Source organism: Geomonas oryzisoli, from assembly GCF_018986915.1.
Classification (GTDB): Bacteria; Desulfobacterota; Desulfuromonadia; order Geobacterales; family Geobacteraceae; genus Geomonas; species Geomonas oryzisoli.
The window spans coordinates 450,455-465,051 of the sequence record NZ_CP076723.1 but is presented as its reverse complement, the minus strand read 5'-3'; the positions used below and the strand labels follow the sequence as shown (position 1 = coordinate 465,051).

The following is a 14,597-nucleotide window of genomic DNA, read 5'->3' as shown; positions in this document are numbered from 1 at the left end:
GACCCGTGACCAACCCCGCATGCATTGAAGCGCCCCTCCCCAAAGGGGTAAGCGATTTTCTCCCGGAAACTGCCGACAAGATCACCTTCATCGCCGACAGCATCCACCGAGTGTTCGAGCTCTGGGGCTTCAGGCGCATGATCACGCCTCTGCTCGAGTTCGAGGACGTACTCGCCCTGGGCATGGGCGACGAACTGCGCAGCAAGACCTTCCGCTTCGACGACCGCCAGACCGGCAGGCTTTTGGCCATCCCGCCCGACATCACCCCCCAGGTGGCGCGCATCGTCGCCACCAGGATGCACTCGCTCCCCCTGCCCCACCGTATCTATTATTCGGGACGCGTGCTCAGGCAGGCGCAGATGCAGTCGGGGCGAAGCCGCGAGATCTTCCAGTCCGGCGTCGAACTGATCGGACTGAACTCCCCCGAGGCGGATGCCGAGATGGTCGCCATGGCGGTCGAGGTACTGAAGAACCTGGGCTTCACCGGCTTCAAGATCGATCTCGGCCAGGTGGATTTCTACCGCGGCATCATGGACGCCTCCGGGCTCTCCCGCGACGTGCAGCGGCAACTGCAGGAAGCGATCAGCAAAAAAGAAGTCACCGCGGTGCGTTCCATCCTGGAAGCTGCCGGCGCTCCCGAGCAGGTCAGGGAAGAGATCGCGCTGCTGCCGAGGCTCTACGGCGGCCGCGAGGTGTTGAAGGAAGCCGCCCGCATCGCCGGCAACGAGCGTTCGCGCCGCGCGCTGGAGAACATCACCCAGGTGGTTGAGATCCTCGACATCTACGGCGTCGCGGACCACCTCACCATCGACCTGGGCGAGATCCGCGGGCTGGACTACCACACCGGGATCACCTTCGAGGGATTCGTCCCCGGTATCGGCGAGGCGGTCTGCAGCGGCGGACGCTACGATGACCTGACCGCCAAGTACGGCTACCCGGCGCACGCCACCGGGTTCGCCTTCAACATCCTGGCACTTCTGGCCAGCATGGCCAAGCGACCGGAGGTCGAGGCATCCAGCAGCCGCGACTTCCTGGTTTTCAACAAGAAGGACGAGCGCCGCGAGGCGCTGGAAGTGGCGCAGAAGCTGAGAAGCCTCGGCTTCACCTGTGCCAGGGATATCATCAAGCGCGACTTCGAGAGCTCGCTTGAGTATGCGAAGAAGATGGACATCCGGATGCTTTTGGTGATCGGCGCCGAAGAGTGCGCGGCCGACCAGCTCTACCTGGTCAGGGTCGCCGATCGTCGCGCCATAGCCGTGAGCAAGCAGGAGTTGTTCGATAAAGGTCTCGATTTGAAATTCGATCTGTAAGGGGAAAATCATGGCTAACGTCGTTGTAATTGGTGCCCAGTGGGGCGATGAGGGCAAAGGCAAGGTCGTCGACATCTATACGGAATACGCCGACGACGTGGTACGTTACCAGGGTGGAAACAACGCAGGCCACACGCTGGTGGTCGGGGACGAGAAGGTCATCCTGCACCTGATCCCTTCCGGCATCCTGCACGAGGGGAAGCGCTGCGTGATCGGCAACGGCGTCGTGCTCGACCCGGAAGTCTTCATCATGGAGATCACCCGTCTCAAGAACAACGGCTACCTCAAAGATGACGGCATGCTGCTCCTCTCCGAGGCGCTGCACATCATCATGCCGTACCACAAGAGGATCGACATCGCACGCGAGCGCAACTCCGGCGCCAAGAAGATCGGCACGACCGGCCGCGGCATCGGGCCCGCCTACGAGGACAAGATCGGCCGTCGCGGCATCCGCCTGATGGACCTCCTCGACGAGAAGGCCTTCACCCGCAAGGTGAAAGAGGTGCTTGACGAGAAGAACCTGATCCTCACCCAGCTTTTGGGCGATCAGCCCTTCACCTTCGAGGAGATCTACAACGAGTACATGGGTTACGCCGAGGTGCTGAGGAAGTACGCAGCGGACACCTCGCTCCTTCTGCACAAGGACATCAAGGCGGGCAAGAGCCTGCTCTTCGAAGGCGCACAGGGGACCCTGCTCGACGTCGACCACGGCACCTACCCGTACGTCACCTCCTCCTCCACCTGCTCCGGCGGCGCCTGCACCGGCAGCGGCGTCTCACCGAGGGAGATCCACGAGGTGATCGGCATCTCCAAGGCCTACGCGACCCGCGTCGGGAGCGGCCCGTTCCCGACCGAGCTTCTGGACGATACCGGCGAGGCACTGCGCCAGGCCGGCCGCGAGTTCGGCTCCACCACCGGCCGTCCGCGCCGCTGCGGCTGGTTCGACGCGCTGGTGGCCCGCTACGCCGTACGCGTGAACGGCCTCTCCGGCATCGCCATCACCAAGCTCGACGTCCTTACCGGCCTTGACACCATCAAGGTCTGCACCGGCTACAAGTACAACGACCAGGTCCTCGACGAGATCCCGGCGAGCCTCGAGGTGATGGAGCAGTGCACCCCGATCTACGAGGAACTCCCGGGCTGGGCCGAGGACATCACCGGCGCGAAGAGCGTCGCGGAACTGCCGAAGAACGCGCAGGACTACGTGAAGCGCGTCGAAGCGCTCTCCGGCGCCCCGGTGGTGCTGGTTTCGGTCGGCCCGCGCCGCGACGAAACCATCGTGCTCAGGAACCCTTTCGAGCGCGGCTAATTTTTTAATAAAAAGTGTTGACTGGCAGAAATCGATTTGCTATAAGGTTGTTCTTGCTTCGCTGCACTGTTTGAGCCGCTAGCTCAGTTGGTAGAGCACCTGACTTTTAATCAGGTGGTCGTTGGTTCGATCCCAACGCGGCTCACCACCCGTCCCCATCGTCTAGCCCGGCCCAGGACACCGCCCTTTCACGGCGGCGACGCCGGTTCAAATCCGGCTGGGGACGCCACTCAAACAAACAGCGCTTGTGCCTCGGCACAAAGCTTAAGCGAGCCGCTAGCTCAGTTGGTAGAGCACCTGACTTTTAATCAGGTGGTCGTTGGTTCGATCCCAACGCGGCTCACCACCCTATTTGCTGTCACATGACTGGGCCTTGTGACAGACCCCCTACCCTGACGGGACGGGAAGCAACAATTTGGTCCCATCGTCTAGTGGTTAGGACACCGGCCTTTCACGTCGGTAACAGGGGTTCAAGTCCCCTTGGGATCACCATCAAAGGAAAAGGCCGCTTCCCTCGGGAGGTGGCCTTTTCTCGTTCCTGCCGGCTTTTTCGCTGCTACACCGACCTCAATCGTCCTTTCTTCCCGGCCAGACCTTCATGCAGTAGGGACATTCCTGCACCTGGTACGGCACCGTGTCGCGCAACTGCTCCTGCTCGTAGGAAGCTGTGCACCCCTTCGCTACCGGATAGGTGTGGATGGTATTCTGCTTGATGAAGTAAAGCATGACCTTCCTCCTTTGCCTGCCAACGGATTTCCGGCGACCCGCGCCACAAATGAAGATTAGGGTAAACAACCTTATTGTCAACAGCGGCAAAGTCATTTACAAGAGTGGTGCGAAACGAGATATTGTCACACGCCTGGCGCACTGCCAGCAACAGACGGTTCCCCCATCGCTATGACATCCACTGTTGAGACAAAAAACTTCCAGCAATCAGTGTTGAGGCACCAACCGTTCAGGCTATTCTGGCTGGCGCGGGTCTGCTCGTCGGTCGCCCTGCAGATGCAGGCCGTCGCCGTGGGATGGCAGATCTACGCCCTGACCGGTTCGGTCTTCTACCTGGGGCTGGTCGGCTTGGCCCAGTTCCTCCCCATGTTCCTGCTGACGCTCGCGGTAGGCCACGTCGCCGACCGTTACGACAGAAGGCGCATCGCAGGGACCTGCCAGGTGCTGGAAGGCCTCGCGCTTGCGCTCCTTGCCGTGGGCACCCACGGCGGTTGGCTGCACAAGGACGGTATCCTGGCCATCGTGTTGGTAGCCGGGGCGCTGCGCGCCTTCGAGGGACCGACCATGCTGGCGCTGGTGCCCTGGCTGGTGCCGCAGGAGCTGATCCCCCGCGCCTCGGCCTGGTCCGCCTCGGCCAACCAGACCGCCAGCATCGCCGGCCCCGCACTGGGCGGCCTCCTCTACGTCCTCGGCCCCACCACGGTCTACACCAGCGCCGCCCTCCTCTTCTTCGCCGCGAGCCTCCTCATCTCCCGCATCAGCCTCGACCGCGCCCCGGCCCCGCGCGAGCCGGCCACGGTCCGCTCCCTCTTCGCGGGAATCGCCTTCATAAAAGGCCGCCAGGAGATCCTGGGCGCGATCTCGCTCGACCTCTTCGCGGTACTCCTCGGCGGTGCCACGGCGCTCCTGCCGGTCTTCGCGCGGGACATCCTGCATACCGGCCCGCTGGGTCTTGGGATGCTGCGGGCCGCGCCGGCCATGGGGGCGCTGGGGGTCTCGCTGTTTCTGGCCCGCCATCCGCTGCGGCACAGGGTCGGGCGCACCATGTTCCTGAGCGTCTTCCTGTTCGGCGTCGCGACTGTGATCTTCGGCATCTCCACCTCGTTTCCGCTCTCGATGACCGCCCTCATGGTCCTGGGCGCAGCCGACATCGTGAGCGTCGTGATCCGTGCTTCACTGGTTCAGATCGAGACGCCGGATGAGATGCGCGGCAGGGTGAGCGCCGTAAACTCCATGTTCATCGGCACTTCCAACCAGTTGGGAGAATTCGAATCGGGGGTGACCGCGGCCTTCTTCGGGACGGTGCCGGCGGTTTTGATCGGCGGGGTCGGCACCATGGTCGTGGTGCTCTTGTGGATGCGGCTCTTCCCTAAACTGCTGCAGGTGGACAAGCTGGGGGAGTGAGGCGGGTTCAGGTGATGGCACGCACCGGACAGGCGGGGAGACAGGCGAGGCAGCCGTCGCATTCCCGCGGTTTGACCAGCAGGGCGTGCTTGCGGTAACCGGCTACTTCCAGGGTGAGATTCCGGCCGGGGCAAGCGGCAACGCAGCGACCGCAGCCCGTACAGCGGGGGACGTCTATGTCAGGCGTTCTTTTTTCTGTCATGGCTTTTATTGCTACTGTCACAGAGTGAGCGGCCACTGGTGCCCCCAAAGACCGCTGAAGTTGAGCCGTAACTTTCAGACGCAGCGACTCTATTAGCCGCAGCTAAAACCCCTTGCACAGAGCAGGCATCGCACTTACAATATCGCAATCGAACCCCAAACTACAAGACAGGAGGCATCTGCATGAAGAAGATAGGCGTAATACTTTCGGGCTGCGGCGTCCGTGACGGAAGCGAGATACATGAGGCGGTGCTGACCCTGCTCGCCATCGACAACAGCGGCGCCAAGGCGGTCTGTTTTGCCCCCGACATCGAACTGGACGAGGTGAACCACCTGACCATGCAGGACACCGGCGCCAAAAGAAGGGTGCTGGTCGAGGCGGCCCGCATCGCGCGCGGCGAGATCACCGACGTGAAAAACGCCAAGGTGGAAGAACTCGACGCCATCGTGCTCCCGGGCGGTTTCGGCGCGGCCAAGAACCTGTGCAGCTTCGCCTTCGAGGGTCCCAAGGGGAACGTGCAGCCGGACGTGCTCAAGCTGATCCGTGACATGGCGGCGGCGAAGAAGCCGATCTGCGCCATCTGCATCGCGCCGGCGGTGATCGCCCTCGCCCTGGGCAAGGACCTCGCCCCCAAGCTGACCATCGGCAACGATGCCGGCACAGCCCAGGCCATCAACGCCACCGGCAGCAGCCATGTCGACTGCCCCGCCACCGAATACGTGGTGGACCGCGATCACCTGATCGTCTCGACCCCGGCGTACATGCTGGCCGGCGGCATCGGCGAGGCCGCCAAGGGGATCGAAAAGGCCATCAAGGCGACCCTGGAGCTGATCAAGTAGCGGCAACCTCCCCTCGATGCGTTCATTAGGACTTGAACGGCGGGACGTTTTCACCTAAGATACCGCTGTTTCATGAACGCTTTTTTGGGAGGGAATAGATGCGTAAAACGTTACTGCTCTGCGCGGCGGCGCTGCTTTTGGCAGCCCCCCTGGCAGGGAACGCCTCTGCGGAAGATCTCAGGGGCAGGATCGCACTCAGCGGCAAGATCGGGGTGAGCAACCCGGCGGAATCCGAAGTGGACACGGTTAACGGCAGAATGGTCGTTTCCACCGATGCCGGGCTTACCGGCGGGATCGGCTTCCTGTTCGGCATCGACGACAACGTTGCCATGGAAATGGAGGTAAGCCGGACCACCTTCGATACTTCCAGCTTCGGCGACGCCGACGTGACCGACGTCTCCATCGGGGCCCAGTACCGTTTCCCGGGAAGGCAGCACGTGGTCCCCTACGTCGGGGCGGGCATCGACGTGCTGATCAACGACCTGGACAAGAAGTACACCAACACCACCGTCGGCGCTCATGTCAGCGGCGGTATCGACTGCTTCATGAACCGCCAGGTGGCCCTGAACCTCGAGGTGAAAGGGGTGGAGGCCTTCAAGGCGGATGTCGACGGCCCCAACGGGACCGGCAAGTTCGATCCCTCGGCCCTCTCCTTCACGGTCGGGGCGAGATTCTTCTTCAACTAAACTCAGAGCAAATCCCCTCCCCTGGAGGGGGGAGGCCGGGAGGGGGCATCAGCTAGCAGCCCCCCTCCCTGTCCCTCCCCCTCCGGGGGGCGGGGACTCCGGATGCCACTTTCTCCCCTTACTTTTCGTTCAATCCAGCTATCCCGTCCAGCGCCTTCCGGTACTCCCGCCGCAGCCGTCCGGCATCCCCTCCGTCGATGAAATCCCACGGCAGCAGTTCCTCGAGCGGTATCTCCCGGTTCACCAACGCCTCGGCGTCGAATTCCCGCTCCCGCAGCGCTTCCTTCCAGTTCCCCAGCCGGTCCGCCGCCACCAGCAGGTCCGCGAGCCTGCGGTCGCCGCGTGACAAGAGCGCCTGCTGAAACGCCTCGCGCGGGCTCTCCATCTGCAGCTTCAGGTTGGAAAGCCGCCCCAGCTCCTTCTGCAGGTACTTCCATTTCTTCTCCAGCGACTTGACCGGCTCCATGGCGCACCACTGGAAGGGGGTAAAGGGTTTGGGGATGAAGGGGTTCACGGAAAGCTGGATCTCCCCCAGGCGCCGGTTTTCCTTCGCCGCCGCCAGTACCCGCTCCCGGATCTTGCGCACCAGCGCCACCAGCTCCTCCAGGTCCTCCCCGGTTTCGGTCGGCAGGCCGATGATGAAGTACAGCTTCAGGTTCAGGATGTCGTGGCTCACCAGCATGTCGCAGGCGGCCAGGATCTGATCCTCGTCGATCCCTTTCTTGACCAGGTCCCGCAACCGCTGTGAGCCCCCCTCGGGCGCCAGCGCTACTGATTTCTGACCGCTTGCCTTGAGCGCCTCGATCATGCGCCCATCCAGGTGGTCGATGCGGAAGGATGACACCGAGAATTTCCCGCCTGCGTCGACGATGTCGCAGCAGAGGTCGCCGATGCCCGCGTAATCGGAAACGGCCGCCGCCACCAGCCCCACCTTCCTCCCCTGGGCCACCCCCTTGAGCACCTCGCTGCGCACCAGCTCCGGCGAGCGGGTCCGGTAGGGAAGATAGATGAACCCGGCGGCGCAGAAGCGGCAGGCGCGAGGACAACCGCGGGAGATCTCGACCAGGTGCATTCCGGAGAACTCGGTGGCGTCGGTGTGAATCTCGGTGACGGTCGGGCGGCTGTCGGGACTCGGATCCCAGACGCGGCGCACCCGGGGGGGAGCGCCGGTGGCGGGGTCGAAGGCCAACTGGCGCGTCCCGTCATACTCCGGCCGATAGAGCGAGGGGACATAGATCCCCGGCAGCTGCGCGGCCTCGAGGAGCAGTTCCTCGCGCGACGGCGCCCCCCGTTTCAGCAGTTCCAGCAGCGGGGGAAGGGTCGGTTCGGCCTCGCCGATGCAGACCAGGTCGAGAAACGGCGCGACCGGCTCCGGGTTCAGAAAGAGTGCGGCTCCGCCGGCCATTACCAGCGGCTGCAGCGGGGAGCGCTTGGCGGCATAGGGATCGATGCCGGCCAGCCGGAAGATGGTGGGTAGATTCAGGTAGTCGCTTTCGAAGGAGATGGAGAAGGCGATCAGGTCGAACGAGGAAAGCGGGCGCTGGCTCTCCAGCGACAGGAGCGTCCCACGTGTCCTTTGCAGTTCCTCCAGCTCGTCCCGGTCCGGCAGGTAGGCGCGATCGCAGGTGACCTCGGGATGGGCGTTCAGCATGGCGTAGACGGCCTGGAAGCCGAGGTTGCTCATGGCGGAGTGATAGCGGTTGGGGTAGACCAGGCAGCAGGAGAGTCTCCCGCCGCTTTTACCGCGCCCGGGGCCGCTCTCACCGGCGAGGAGGGTCCGTTTTCTTTCGATGATCTTCCACGACATTGCGCCAAAGTAGCATCTTTGGTCATCCCTTTGGAACAAAAAAGAACCTGGCTGAACTGCCCTTGACACCCAATCCGGCAAATGTACACTAGGGTGCGTGCTAAAGATTACAATTTTGTAATTATTCCCACTCAACCTTTGAACGTCCCATCGCAGCCAGCCGGGAACCGGCCTGAAGCATTCCGCTCCTGCGCCGATAGAGCCCGCACTCCGCCACCCTTGATTCAGGAGGATGAGATGACCGATTACACCGACACCATCAGATCGTTCATACAAAACGAGATGGCCGGCCCCGGCACCAAAGTCACCCTCTCCCCTTCCGACTCCCTCATAGATAAGGGGATCGTCGATTCCCTCGGCGTGCAAAGACTGATCGCATATCTGGAGAAGGAGTTCGGTGTACAGATCGCGGACACGGAAATAGTCCCGGAGCATTTCGAAACCATATCGGCGGTGGCGGAGTTCATCAACTTCAAGCTGGGCGCCAAGGGGTAGCCGGGGCCGGCGCTGGAGGCACGATGCTTCAGTACTGCAGAATGAGGCTGGTACAGGCCCGCGAGATGGTGCTGATGGCAGGATGGCGCACCCTGCTGAGGGACATCATCTACCTGAACCGGGTAGCGGTGCCGGTGGAGATCCCGCTCGACGCCCTGCGCCCGGTGACCGATTTCAGCCGTCCGGCGGACGAAGCGGTCCTGGAACTGAGCCCAGAACTGCTCGGGGAACGGCGCCTGGTGTACCGGTACCAAAGCAGGTACCTCAAAGCGCTCAACTACCTCGACAAGGGGTACCGCGGCTTCGCCCTGGTGAAGGGGAACACCGTGGCCGGCGACATCTGGTGCGCCGACCGCCGGCAGGGGGGCGCCACCGGCACCCATCCCGATGAAAGCTGGCTGGGCATCGAATGCCGCCCCGGGGAAGCCTACACCTTCGACATGTTCGTCGATCCCGCACACCGCGGGGGGAACCTTGCCGCGGCGCTGCAAAACGGCGCGTTGCACCTGCTCAGGAAAAGGGGGATCACCAAGGCCTACGGCTTCTTCTGGGCGGACAACGTCCCGGCGCTCTGGGTGCACCGCACCCTGCGCTGGCGGGAGTTGCAGCGAGTCAGGGCGAGCCGCCTGGTGCTGTCGAGGAAACTGTACGTAACCGGCCACGGCGCGGCCTAAGGCGCGCCACACGCGGAGGAGCCGCCATGAACAGCAAAGAGATCCCGATGGTCCCCAACAGAAAAGCCTCTCTGCCCAGGGTGTACGGCGATACCCCGTCCTTCCTCGGGGTCCCGGTGCTCGACCCGCGCCACCTCACGGCGGGGTGCGATGTCATCGTGGCGGGAGTGCCCTGGGAGGGAACCGTGACCTGGGGCTCCTTCAGCAGCTGCGAGCTCGCCCCGCGCAGCATCAGGCACGCTGCCGCGCGCTACGGCGGCTTCCTCCCCGAATACGAGCTCGACCTGTTCGACCACCTGCGCCTGGGGGACATGGGGGACATCCCGGTCAACCCCAACGATCCGGTCGAGACCATGGCCAACGTGCACAAGGCGATGCTGGAGGTGTACCGCAGCCGCAGCATCCCCTTCGTGCTGGGTGGCGACCACTCCTTCACCCCGGAGATCGTCCGGGCGCTCAGCGACGCGGGGGAGGGGGACATCGGCATCATCCACTTCGACGCCCACCTCGACAACGCCAAGTCCTTCGGAGCGGACATGTTCCCGCGTTGCGGCCCCTTGCACCGCATCGCGCAGCTCCCCAAGGTGCGCAAGGAGAGCATCGTGCACATGGGGATCAGGGGGCCGCGCAACTCGCCGGCGCAGTACGAGTACGCCCGCAGCATGGGTGCTCGCATCATCACGACCAAGGAGGTCCGGGAGCGGGGCATGGTGGCGGTGACCGAGGAGGCGATCGCCATCGCCCATGAAAAGACCCGGCACGTCTTCGTGACCATCTGCAGCGACTGCATCGATGCCGGATACAACCCGGGCGGCCCCGCCGATTTCAACGGGTTACTCCCCACGGAACTGCTCCCCGCGTTGCAGACCATCGGGCGCTCCGGCATCGACGGGCTCGACTTCGTCGAGGTCTACCCGGGGCAGGACCCGCAGGGTTATTCCTCCCACCTGGCCGCCTGGGCCATGATCTACGCCCTGTCCGGGATGGCGCAGCGCAAGAGGGACCGGGGCTGACCGCGTGCGGGGGGAGCAACATGTACCGGGACCTCCAGGATTTCCTGCACTTCTCCAGACCGTACCGCCTGTTCCAGCGCGTGGCCGGACTGAGCCACGACTTGCTGGATCCGGACCACGACCTGTCGCAGCAGGCCCGCACCGCCCTGGAGCGCCTGAACCGGGACCGGGTCGCCTGCCAGCTCGCCATAGCGGCCCTGGAACTTCCCACTTTCGCCCGGTGTGACAGGTGTCAGGGGGCCTGCTGCCGGGAACCGGCCGAGCGTTATTACACCGCGATCGATTACTGGCTGCGTCGCGATACCGGCTGCAAGATCGCCGCGTACGCCGGACAGCCCGCCCCTCCCCTGGCCGGGTACCTGCGGACCCGGTTGGCAGCGGCATGGCGGCGCCTCGACCCGCATCACGGTGCGCCCGCGGCGCCGGCTCCCGCAGACCGCTGCGCTCACCTGGGTTCGCGGGGGTGCCTCCTTCCCCACGGCGAACGCCCCCTGAAGTGCCTGATCTACGCTTGTTCGGGGTTGAAAAGGTCCCTGCGTGGCGACACCCGAACCCGCTACATCGCGACCATCAAACAGCTGCAACACATCTCCATCGCTACCTTCAACGTGCTGAAGCAGGAGGCGGGGCTTCCACCCCACTACGGCCTGGCCTCCCTCATTTTCACCCTGTAAGGCCCGAGCCGGGCCGCGAGGCGCACATGGACGCAACCACCTTCACGACCGAACAGGAAAAGTTCAGGGAGACGGCGATCGAATTCGCACGACGGGACCTTAACCCGGGTGCCAGGGAACGGGAAAAGCGCGGGGAATTCTTCGAGGAAGGGTGGCGCAGGTGCGCGGAGTTCGGCATCCCCGGCATCACCATGCCCGAGGAGTACGGCGGGCTCGGCCTGGACACCATGACCGCCGTCGCCACCATGGAGGGATTAGGGTACGCCTGCCTGGACAGCGGCCTGCTGTTCTCCCTCAACTCCCACATCTGGACCTGCGCATCCCCCATCAACCGGTTCGGTTCGCCGGAGCAGCGACGTCGCTACCTTCCCGGGCTTATTTCGGGAACGCTCAAGGGGGGGCACGCCATGACCGAGCCGGAAGCCGGTTCGGATGCCTTCAGCATGCGCTGCCGGGCCGAGAAGCGCGGGGACCGCTACCTCTTGAACGGCTCCAAGACCTTCATCACCAATGCACCGATAGCCGACCTCCTGCTGGTCTTCGCGGTTACCGACGGCCGCAAGGGGTTCGCCGGCGTCTCCGCCTTCATCGTGGAGAAGGGGTTTGCCGGCTTCTCGGTGGGGCGTCCCCTCGAGACCATGGGGCTCAGGACCTGCCCCCTCGGGGAGGTATTCCTGGAGGATTGCGAGGTCCCCGAGGAAAACCGGCTCGGCGGGGAGGGAAACGGCGCCGCCATCTTCAATTCGGAGATGGAGTGGGAGAGAAGCTGCCTTTTCGCCGCCCATCTCGGGGCCATGGAGAAGATCCTCGAGGATTGCGTGGCATACGCCCGTCAGCGGCGCCAGTTCGGCCAGGCCATCGGCAAGTGCCAGTCGGTGTCGCACAAGATCGCCGACATGAGAATGCGCAACGAGCTCTCCCGCCTCATGCTGTACCGGGTGGCCGGGTTGAAGAGCGCCGGCCGGCGGGCTCCGCTCGAGTCCGCCATGGCGAAGCTCTTCATCAGCGAAAGCTACGTGCAAAACGCCACCGACGCCCTGCAGATCCACGGCGCCTACGGCTACTCCACCGAGTTCGACTTCGAGCGCAACCTGCGCGACGCCATCGCCGGGAAGATCTACTCGGGGACCTCCGAGATCCAGCGGAACATCATCGCCAGCTTCCTGGGGCTCTAGAGCGGAAGGAGGGACGCCATGTACCTGCTGCAGCAGCTTTTGACCGAAGGCGCGGCCACGTTCCCGAAGCGGCAGGCGGTTCTGTTCAAGGACCGGGCGCTCACCTACCGGGAGTTGGAGGAGACGAGCAACCGGTTGGCGGCCCTGTTGGCGGCCCACGGCGTCAGGCGCGGCGACCGGGTGGGCATCCTCATGAACAAGTCGGTCGAGTGCATCGTCGCCCTCTTCGCCATCCTCAAGGCCGGCGGGGCCTACGTGCCGCTCGATCCAGCCTCCCCCGCGCCACGGCTTTGCTCCATCATCAACCATTGCGGCATTAGGCTCGCCATCGCCGCGCCGGACCAACTGGAGCGGGTACTCCTAGAGGCGGAGAACGGGATGAAGCTTGAGAAGGCGGTCGTGACCGCCCCTGCCGGCGCTCTCCCCTACGTGGAAGCGATCGCCTGGGAAGAGCTGGAACGGCAAAGCAGCGCCCCCCTCCCCTCCCTCACCTGCGGCGCCTCCCCCGCCTACATCCTGCATACCTCCGGCTCCACCGGCTTCCCGAAAGGGGTGGTCATCTCCCACCTGAACGCGCTTACCTTCGTCGACATGGCCACCGAGTTCTTCGCCATAGGGGACGGGGACCGCCTCGCCAACCACGCGCCGCTTCATTTCGACCTCTCCATCTTCGACATCTTCTGCGCCATGAAAGGGGGCGCGACCGTGGTGCTGGTGCCGGAGGCGCTCACGGCCTTCCCGGTGCGCCTCGCCGAATTCCTGCTGCGCGAGGAGATCACGGTATGGAACTCGGTGGCATCGGTGCTGACCAAGCTGGCCGACCAGGGCGCCCTGGACCGCCTCACGCTCCCGAGACTGCGCCTTGTGCATTTCTCGGGCGACCTCATGCCGGTCAAGTACCTGAAGGTCCTGAAGCGGTTCATGCCCGCAGCTGCCTTCTACAACATCTACGGCCAGACCGAGGCGAACTCCTCCCTGTTTTTCCGGGTCCCGGAAGAACTCCCCGAGGACGCATGGAAGATTCCGATCGGAACCCCCTTCCCCAATTTCGAGGTGTTCGCCATCGACGAGACGGGCGAGGTGGTTACCGAACCGGGGCGCGAGGGGGAGTTGCACGTCCTGAGCGCCACGGTGGCCCTAGGGTACTGGAACGATCCGGTGCGCACCGCCGCCCACTTCAGTCCCGACCCCCGCGTCCCCTCCAGCCACGCCCGGGTCTACCGGACCGGGGACGTGGTGCGCCTGGACCACCAGGGCAATTTCGTCTTCGCCGGCCGTAAGGACCACATGGTGAAGAGCAAGGGCTTCCGGGTGGAGCTGGACGAGATCGAGGTGATCCTGAACAGCCACCCCGGGATCAGGCAGGCCGCGGTGATCGCCATCCCGGACGAGCTCACCGGCAGCCGCATCGTGGCCTACGTATCCCACGCCGAGGGCGCCGTGCCGGAAGCCGCCGACCTCATCGGCCTGTGCGGCGCGCGCCTTCCCAAGTACATGATTCCGGAGCGGATTATCTGCCGCCCGACCCTCCCGGTGACCTCCAACAGCAAGATCGACCGCAAGGCACTGGAGCGCGAATTCTCCCCCTGACCCCATCCCAAGACACGGCATCACCCCCTCCGCACCCGTATACGGGAAACCCCAACTAATGAAAGCACAATTAGTTGTTTTTACACGACAAATCTGCTATGGTTCGGCGGCTTTAAACAAATGTTCCGAAGGAGCGGAAATGGTACTCAAGGACATGGAGGACATTCGCCTGAAGGCGGATTGTCTGAGGTCGGAGCAGGAAGTCGAGGAGGCGCTGTCACGCATGGCGCAGGAAATCGCGGAGCGCCTGGCGGGAACCGACCCGATCGCGTTCTGCATCATGAACGGCGGGCTGTTCGTGACCGGCAAACTGGTGGACAAGCTCCCCTTTGCCCTCGAGCTGGATTACCTCCACGCCACCCGTTACGGCGCGGAGATGTTCGGTGGCAACCTGCTGTGGAAGGTGAAGCCGGAACGCTCCCTGAAGGGACGCACGGTGCTCCTGATCGACGACATCCTCGACGAAGGGGTGACGCTGGCGGAGATCACCAAGTTCTGCCGGGAGGAAGGTGCCGCCGAGGTGTTCACCGCCGTCCTGGTGGACAAGCTCCACGACCGCAAGGCCCCCGGCGCCAAGGCCGACTTCGTCGGGCTCGAGGTTGAGGACCGCTTCCTGTTCGGCTGCGGCATGGACATAGCAGGATACTGGCGCAATCTGCCCGCACTCTACGCAATGAAGGAGCAAAACTAGCA

At 64.0% G+C, this 14,597-nt stretch carries 15 protein-coding genes and 4 tRNA genes; 16 read left to right on the top strand and 3 right to left on the bottom strand.

The annotated features are described in order from the left end of the window. Nucleotides 1–5: 5 nt before the first annotated feature. The 6 genes from KP004_RS02035 (at nt 6) to KP004_RS02010 (ending at nt 3,111) form a co-directional block, all read left to right on the top strand. Nucleotides 6–1,310 (top strand): ATP phosphoribosyltransferase regulatory subunit, encoded by a 1,305-nt coding sequence (locus KP004_RS02035; RefSeq protein WP_216800725.1) that lies wholly within the window; start codon nt 6–8, stop codon nt 1,308–1,310. A 10-nt stretch (nt 1,311–1,320) separates the two neighbouring features. Further along, a complete protein-coding gene (locus KP004_RS02030; RefSeq protein ID WP_216800724.1) occupies nt 1,321–2,619 on the top strand; it encodes an adenylosuccinate synthase in 1,299 nt (432 codons plus the stop codon). Nucleotides 2,620–2,691: 72 nt separating this feature from the next. Continuing rightward, a tRNA-Lys gene (locus tag KP004_RS02025) sits at nt 2,692–2,767 on the top strand. Between the two features lie 3 nt (nt 2,768–2,770). Continuing rightward, nucleotides 2,771–2,848, top strand: a tRNA-Glu gene (locus tag KP004_RS02020). Nucleotides 2,849–2,889: 41 nt separating this feature from the next. Further along, nucleotides 2,890–2,965 (top strand) — tRNA-Lys (locus KP004_RS02015). A gap of 71 nt (nt 2,966–3,036) precedes the next feature. Then, nucleotides 3,037–3,111: transfer RNA gene (locus tag KP004_RS02010), tRNA-Glu, on the top strand. 75 nt (nt 3,112–3,186) lie between these two features. Here KP004_RS02010 and KP004_RS02005 read toward each other — a convergent pair. Then, nucleotides 3,187–3,345 carry a hypothetical protein gene (locus KP004_RS02005; RefSeq protein ID WP_216800723.1) on the bottom strand — a complete coding sequence of 53 codons (159 nt, stop codon included), beginning with the start codon at nt 3,343–3,345 and terminating at the stop codon, nt 3,187–3,189. Nucleotides 3,346–3,558: 213 nt separating this feature from the next. On the opposite strand from KP004_RS02005, the gene KP004_RS02000 reads away from it, so the two are divergent. Further along, entirely contained in the window at nt 3,559–4,749 is a 1,191-nt protein-coding gene (locus KP004_RS02000; protein WP_239026902.1) for an MFS transporter, read from the top strand. A gap of 7 nt (nt 4,750–4,756) precedes the next feature. Here KP004_RS02000 and KP004_RS01995 read toward each other — a convergent pair whose 3' ends face one another. Next, the gene (locus tag KP004_RS01995; protein WP_216800722.1) at nt 4,757–4,951 is read right to left on the bottom strand and encodes a 4Fe-4S dicluster domain-containing protein; all 195 of its coding nucleotides are present in this window, start codon (nt 4,949–4,951) and stop codon (nt 4,757–4,759) included. Between the two features lie 182 nt (nt 4,952–5,133). Here KP004_RS01995 and elbB point away from each other — a divergent pair, with 182 nt between their 5' ends. Further along, a complete protein-coding gene (elbB, locus tag KP004_RS01990; protein WP_216800721.1) occupies nt 5,134–5,790 on the top strand; it encodes an isoprenoid biosynthesis glyoxalase ElbB in 657 nt (218 codons plus the stop codon). A 98-nt stretch (nt 5,791–5,888) separates the two neighbouring features. Then, the gene (locus KP004_RS01985; RefSeq protein WP_216800720.1) at nt 5,889–6,476 is read left to right on the top strand and encodes an outer membrane beta-barrel protein; all 588 of its coding nucleotides are present in this window, start codon (nt 5,889–5,891) and stop codon (nt 6,474–6,476) included. Between the two features lie 118 nt (nt 6,477–6,594). On the opposite strand, the gene KP004_RS01980 is transcribed toward KP004_RS01985, so the two are convergent. Then, on the bottom strand, nt 6,595–8,283 hold the full coding sequence (locus KP004_RS01980; RefSeq protein WP_216800719.1) for a radical SAM protein: 1,689 nt from the start codon (nt 8,281–8,283) through the stop codon (nt 6,595–6,597). A 237-nt stretch (nt 8,284–8,520) separates the two neighbouring features. Here KP004_RS01980 and KP004_RS01975 point away from each other — a divergent pair, with 237 nt between their 5' ends. From KP004_RS01975 to KP004_RS01945, 7 genes are all read left to right on the top strand, one after another. Next, complete coding sequence (locus KP004_RS01975; protein WP_216800718.1) at nt 8,521–8,778, top strand: acyl carrier protein; 258 nt, start codon at nt 8,521–8,523, stop codon at nt 8,776–8,778. Nucleotides 8,779–8,801: 23 nt separating this feature from the next. Further along, the gene (locus KP004_RS01970; RefSeq protein WP_216800717.1) at nt 8,802–9,452 is read left to right on the top strand and encodes a GNAT family N-acetyltransferase; all 651 of its coding nucleotides are present in this window, start codon (nt 8,802–8,804) and stop codon (nt 9,450–9,452) included. Between the two features lie 26 nt (nt 9,453–9,478). Continuing rightward, nucleotides 9,479–10,465 (top strand): agmatinase family protein, encoded by a 987-nt coding sequence (locus tag KP004_RS01965; protein WP_216800716.1) that lies wholly within the window; start codon nt 9,479–9,481, stop codon nt 10,463–10,465. Nucleotides 10,466–10,485: 20 nt separating this feature from the next. Continuing rightward, nucleotides 10,486–11,139 carry a hypothetical protein gene (locus KP004_RS01960; RefSeq protein WP_216800715.1) on the top strand — a complete coding sequence of 218 codons (654 nt, stop codon included), beginning with the start codon at nt 10,486–10,488 and terminating at the stop codon, nt 11,137–11,139. 26 nt (nt 11,140–11,165) lie between these two features. Continuing rightward, nucleotides 11,166–12,314 (top strand): acyl-CoA dehydrogenase family protein, encoded by a 1,149-nt coding sequence (locus KP004_RS01955; protein WP_216800714.1) that lies wholly within the window; start codon nt 11,166–11,168, stop codon nt 12,312–12,314. 18 nt (nt 12,315–12,332) lie between these two features. Continuing rightward, on the top strand, nt 12,333–13,904 hold the full coding sequence (locus KP004_RS01950) for an amino acid adenylation domain-containing protein (protein ID WP_216800713.1): 1,572 nt from the start codon (nt 12,333–12,335) through the stop codon (nt 13,902–13,904). A 139-nt stretch (nt 13,905–14,043) separates the two neighbouring features. After that, on the top strand, nt 14,044–14,595 hold the full coding sequence (locus tag KP004_RS01945; RefSeq protein ID WP_216800712.1) for a hypoxanthine-guanine phosphoribosyltransferase: 552 nt from the start codon (nt 14,044–14,046) through the stop codon (nt 14,593–14,595). Nucleotides 14,596–14,597: the final 2 nt, after the last annotated feature.

Coding starts and splice junctions, on each gene's coding strand:
- KP004_RS01970 (WP_216800717.1), top strand. CDS start 8,802: ATGCTTCAGTACTGCAGAATGAGGCTGGTACAGGCCCGCGAGATGGTG.
- KP004_RS01955 (WP_216800714.1), top strand. CDS start 11,166: ATGGACGCAACCACCTTCACGACCGAACAGGAAAAGTTCAGGGAGACG.
- KP004_RS01965 (WP_216800716.1), top strand. CDS start 9,479: ATGAACAGCAAAGAGATCCCGATGGTCCCCAACAGAAAAGCCTCTCTG.
- KP004_RS01960 (WP_216800715.1), top strand. CDS start 10,486: ATGTACCGGGACCTCCAGGATTTCCTGCACTTCTCCAGACCGTACCGC.
- KP004_RS01975 (WP_216800718.1), top strand. CDS start 8,521: ATGACCGATTACACCGACACCATCAGATCGTTCATACAAAACGAGATG.
- elbB (WP_216800721.1), top strand. CDS start 5,134: ATGAAGAAGATAGGCGTAATACTTTCGGGCTGCGGCGTCCGTGACGGA.
- KP004_RS01945 (WP_216800712.1), top strand. CDS start 14,044: ATGGTACTCAAGGACATGGAGGACATTCGCCTGAAGGCGGATTGTCTG.
- KP004_RS02005 (WP_216800723.1), bottom strand. CDS start 3,345: ATGCTTTACTTCATCAAGCAGAATACCATCCACACCTATCCGGTAGCG.
- KP004_RS02030 (WP_216800724.1), top strand. CDS start 1,321: ATGGCTAACGTCGTTGTAATTGGTGCCCAGTGGGGCGATGAGGGCAAA.
- KP004_RS01985 (WP_216800720.1), top strand. CDS start 5,889: ATGCGTAAAACGTTACTGCTCTGCGCGGCGGCGCTGCTTTTGGCAGCC.
- KP004_RS01995 (WP_216800722.1), bottom strand. CDS start 4,951: ATGACAGAAAAAAGAACGCCTGACATAGACGTCCCCCGCTGTACGGGC.
- KP004_RS01980 (WP_216800719.1), bottom strand. CDS start 8,283: ATGTCGTGGAAGATCATCGAAAGAAAACGGACCCTCCTCGCCGGTGAG.
- KP004_RS01950 (WP_216800713.1), top strand. CDS start 12,333: ATGTACCTGCTGCAGCAGCTTTTGACCGAAGGCGCGGCCACGTTCCCG.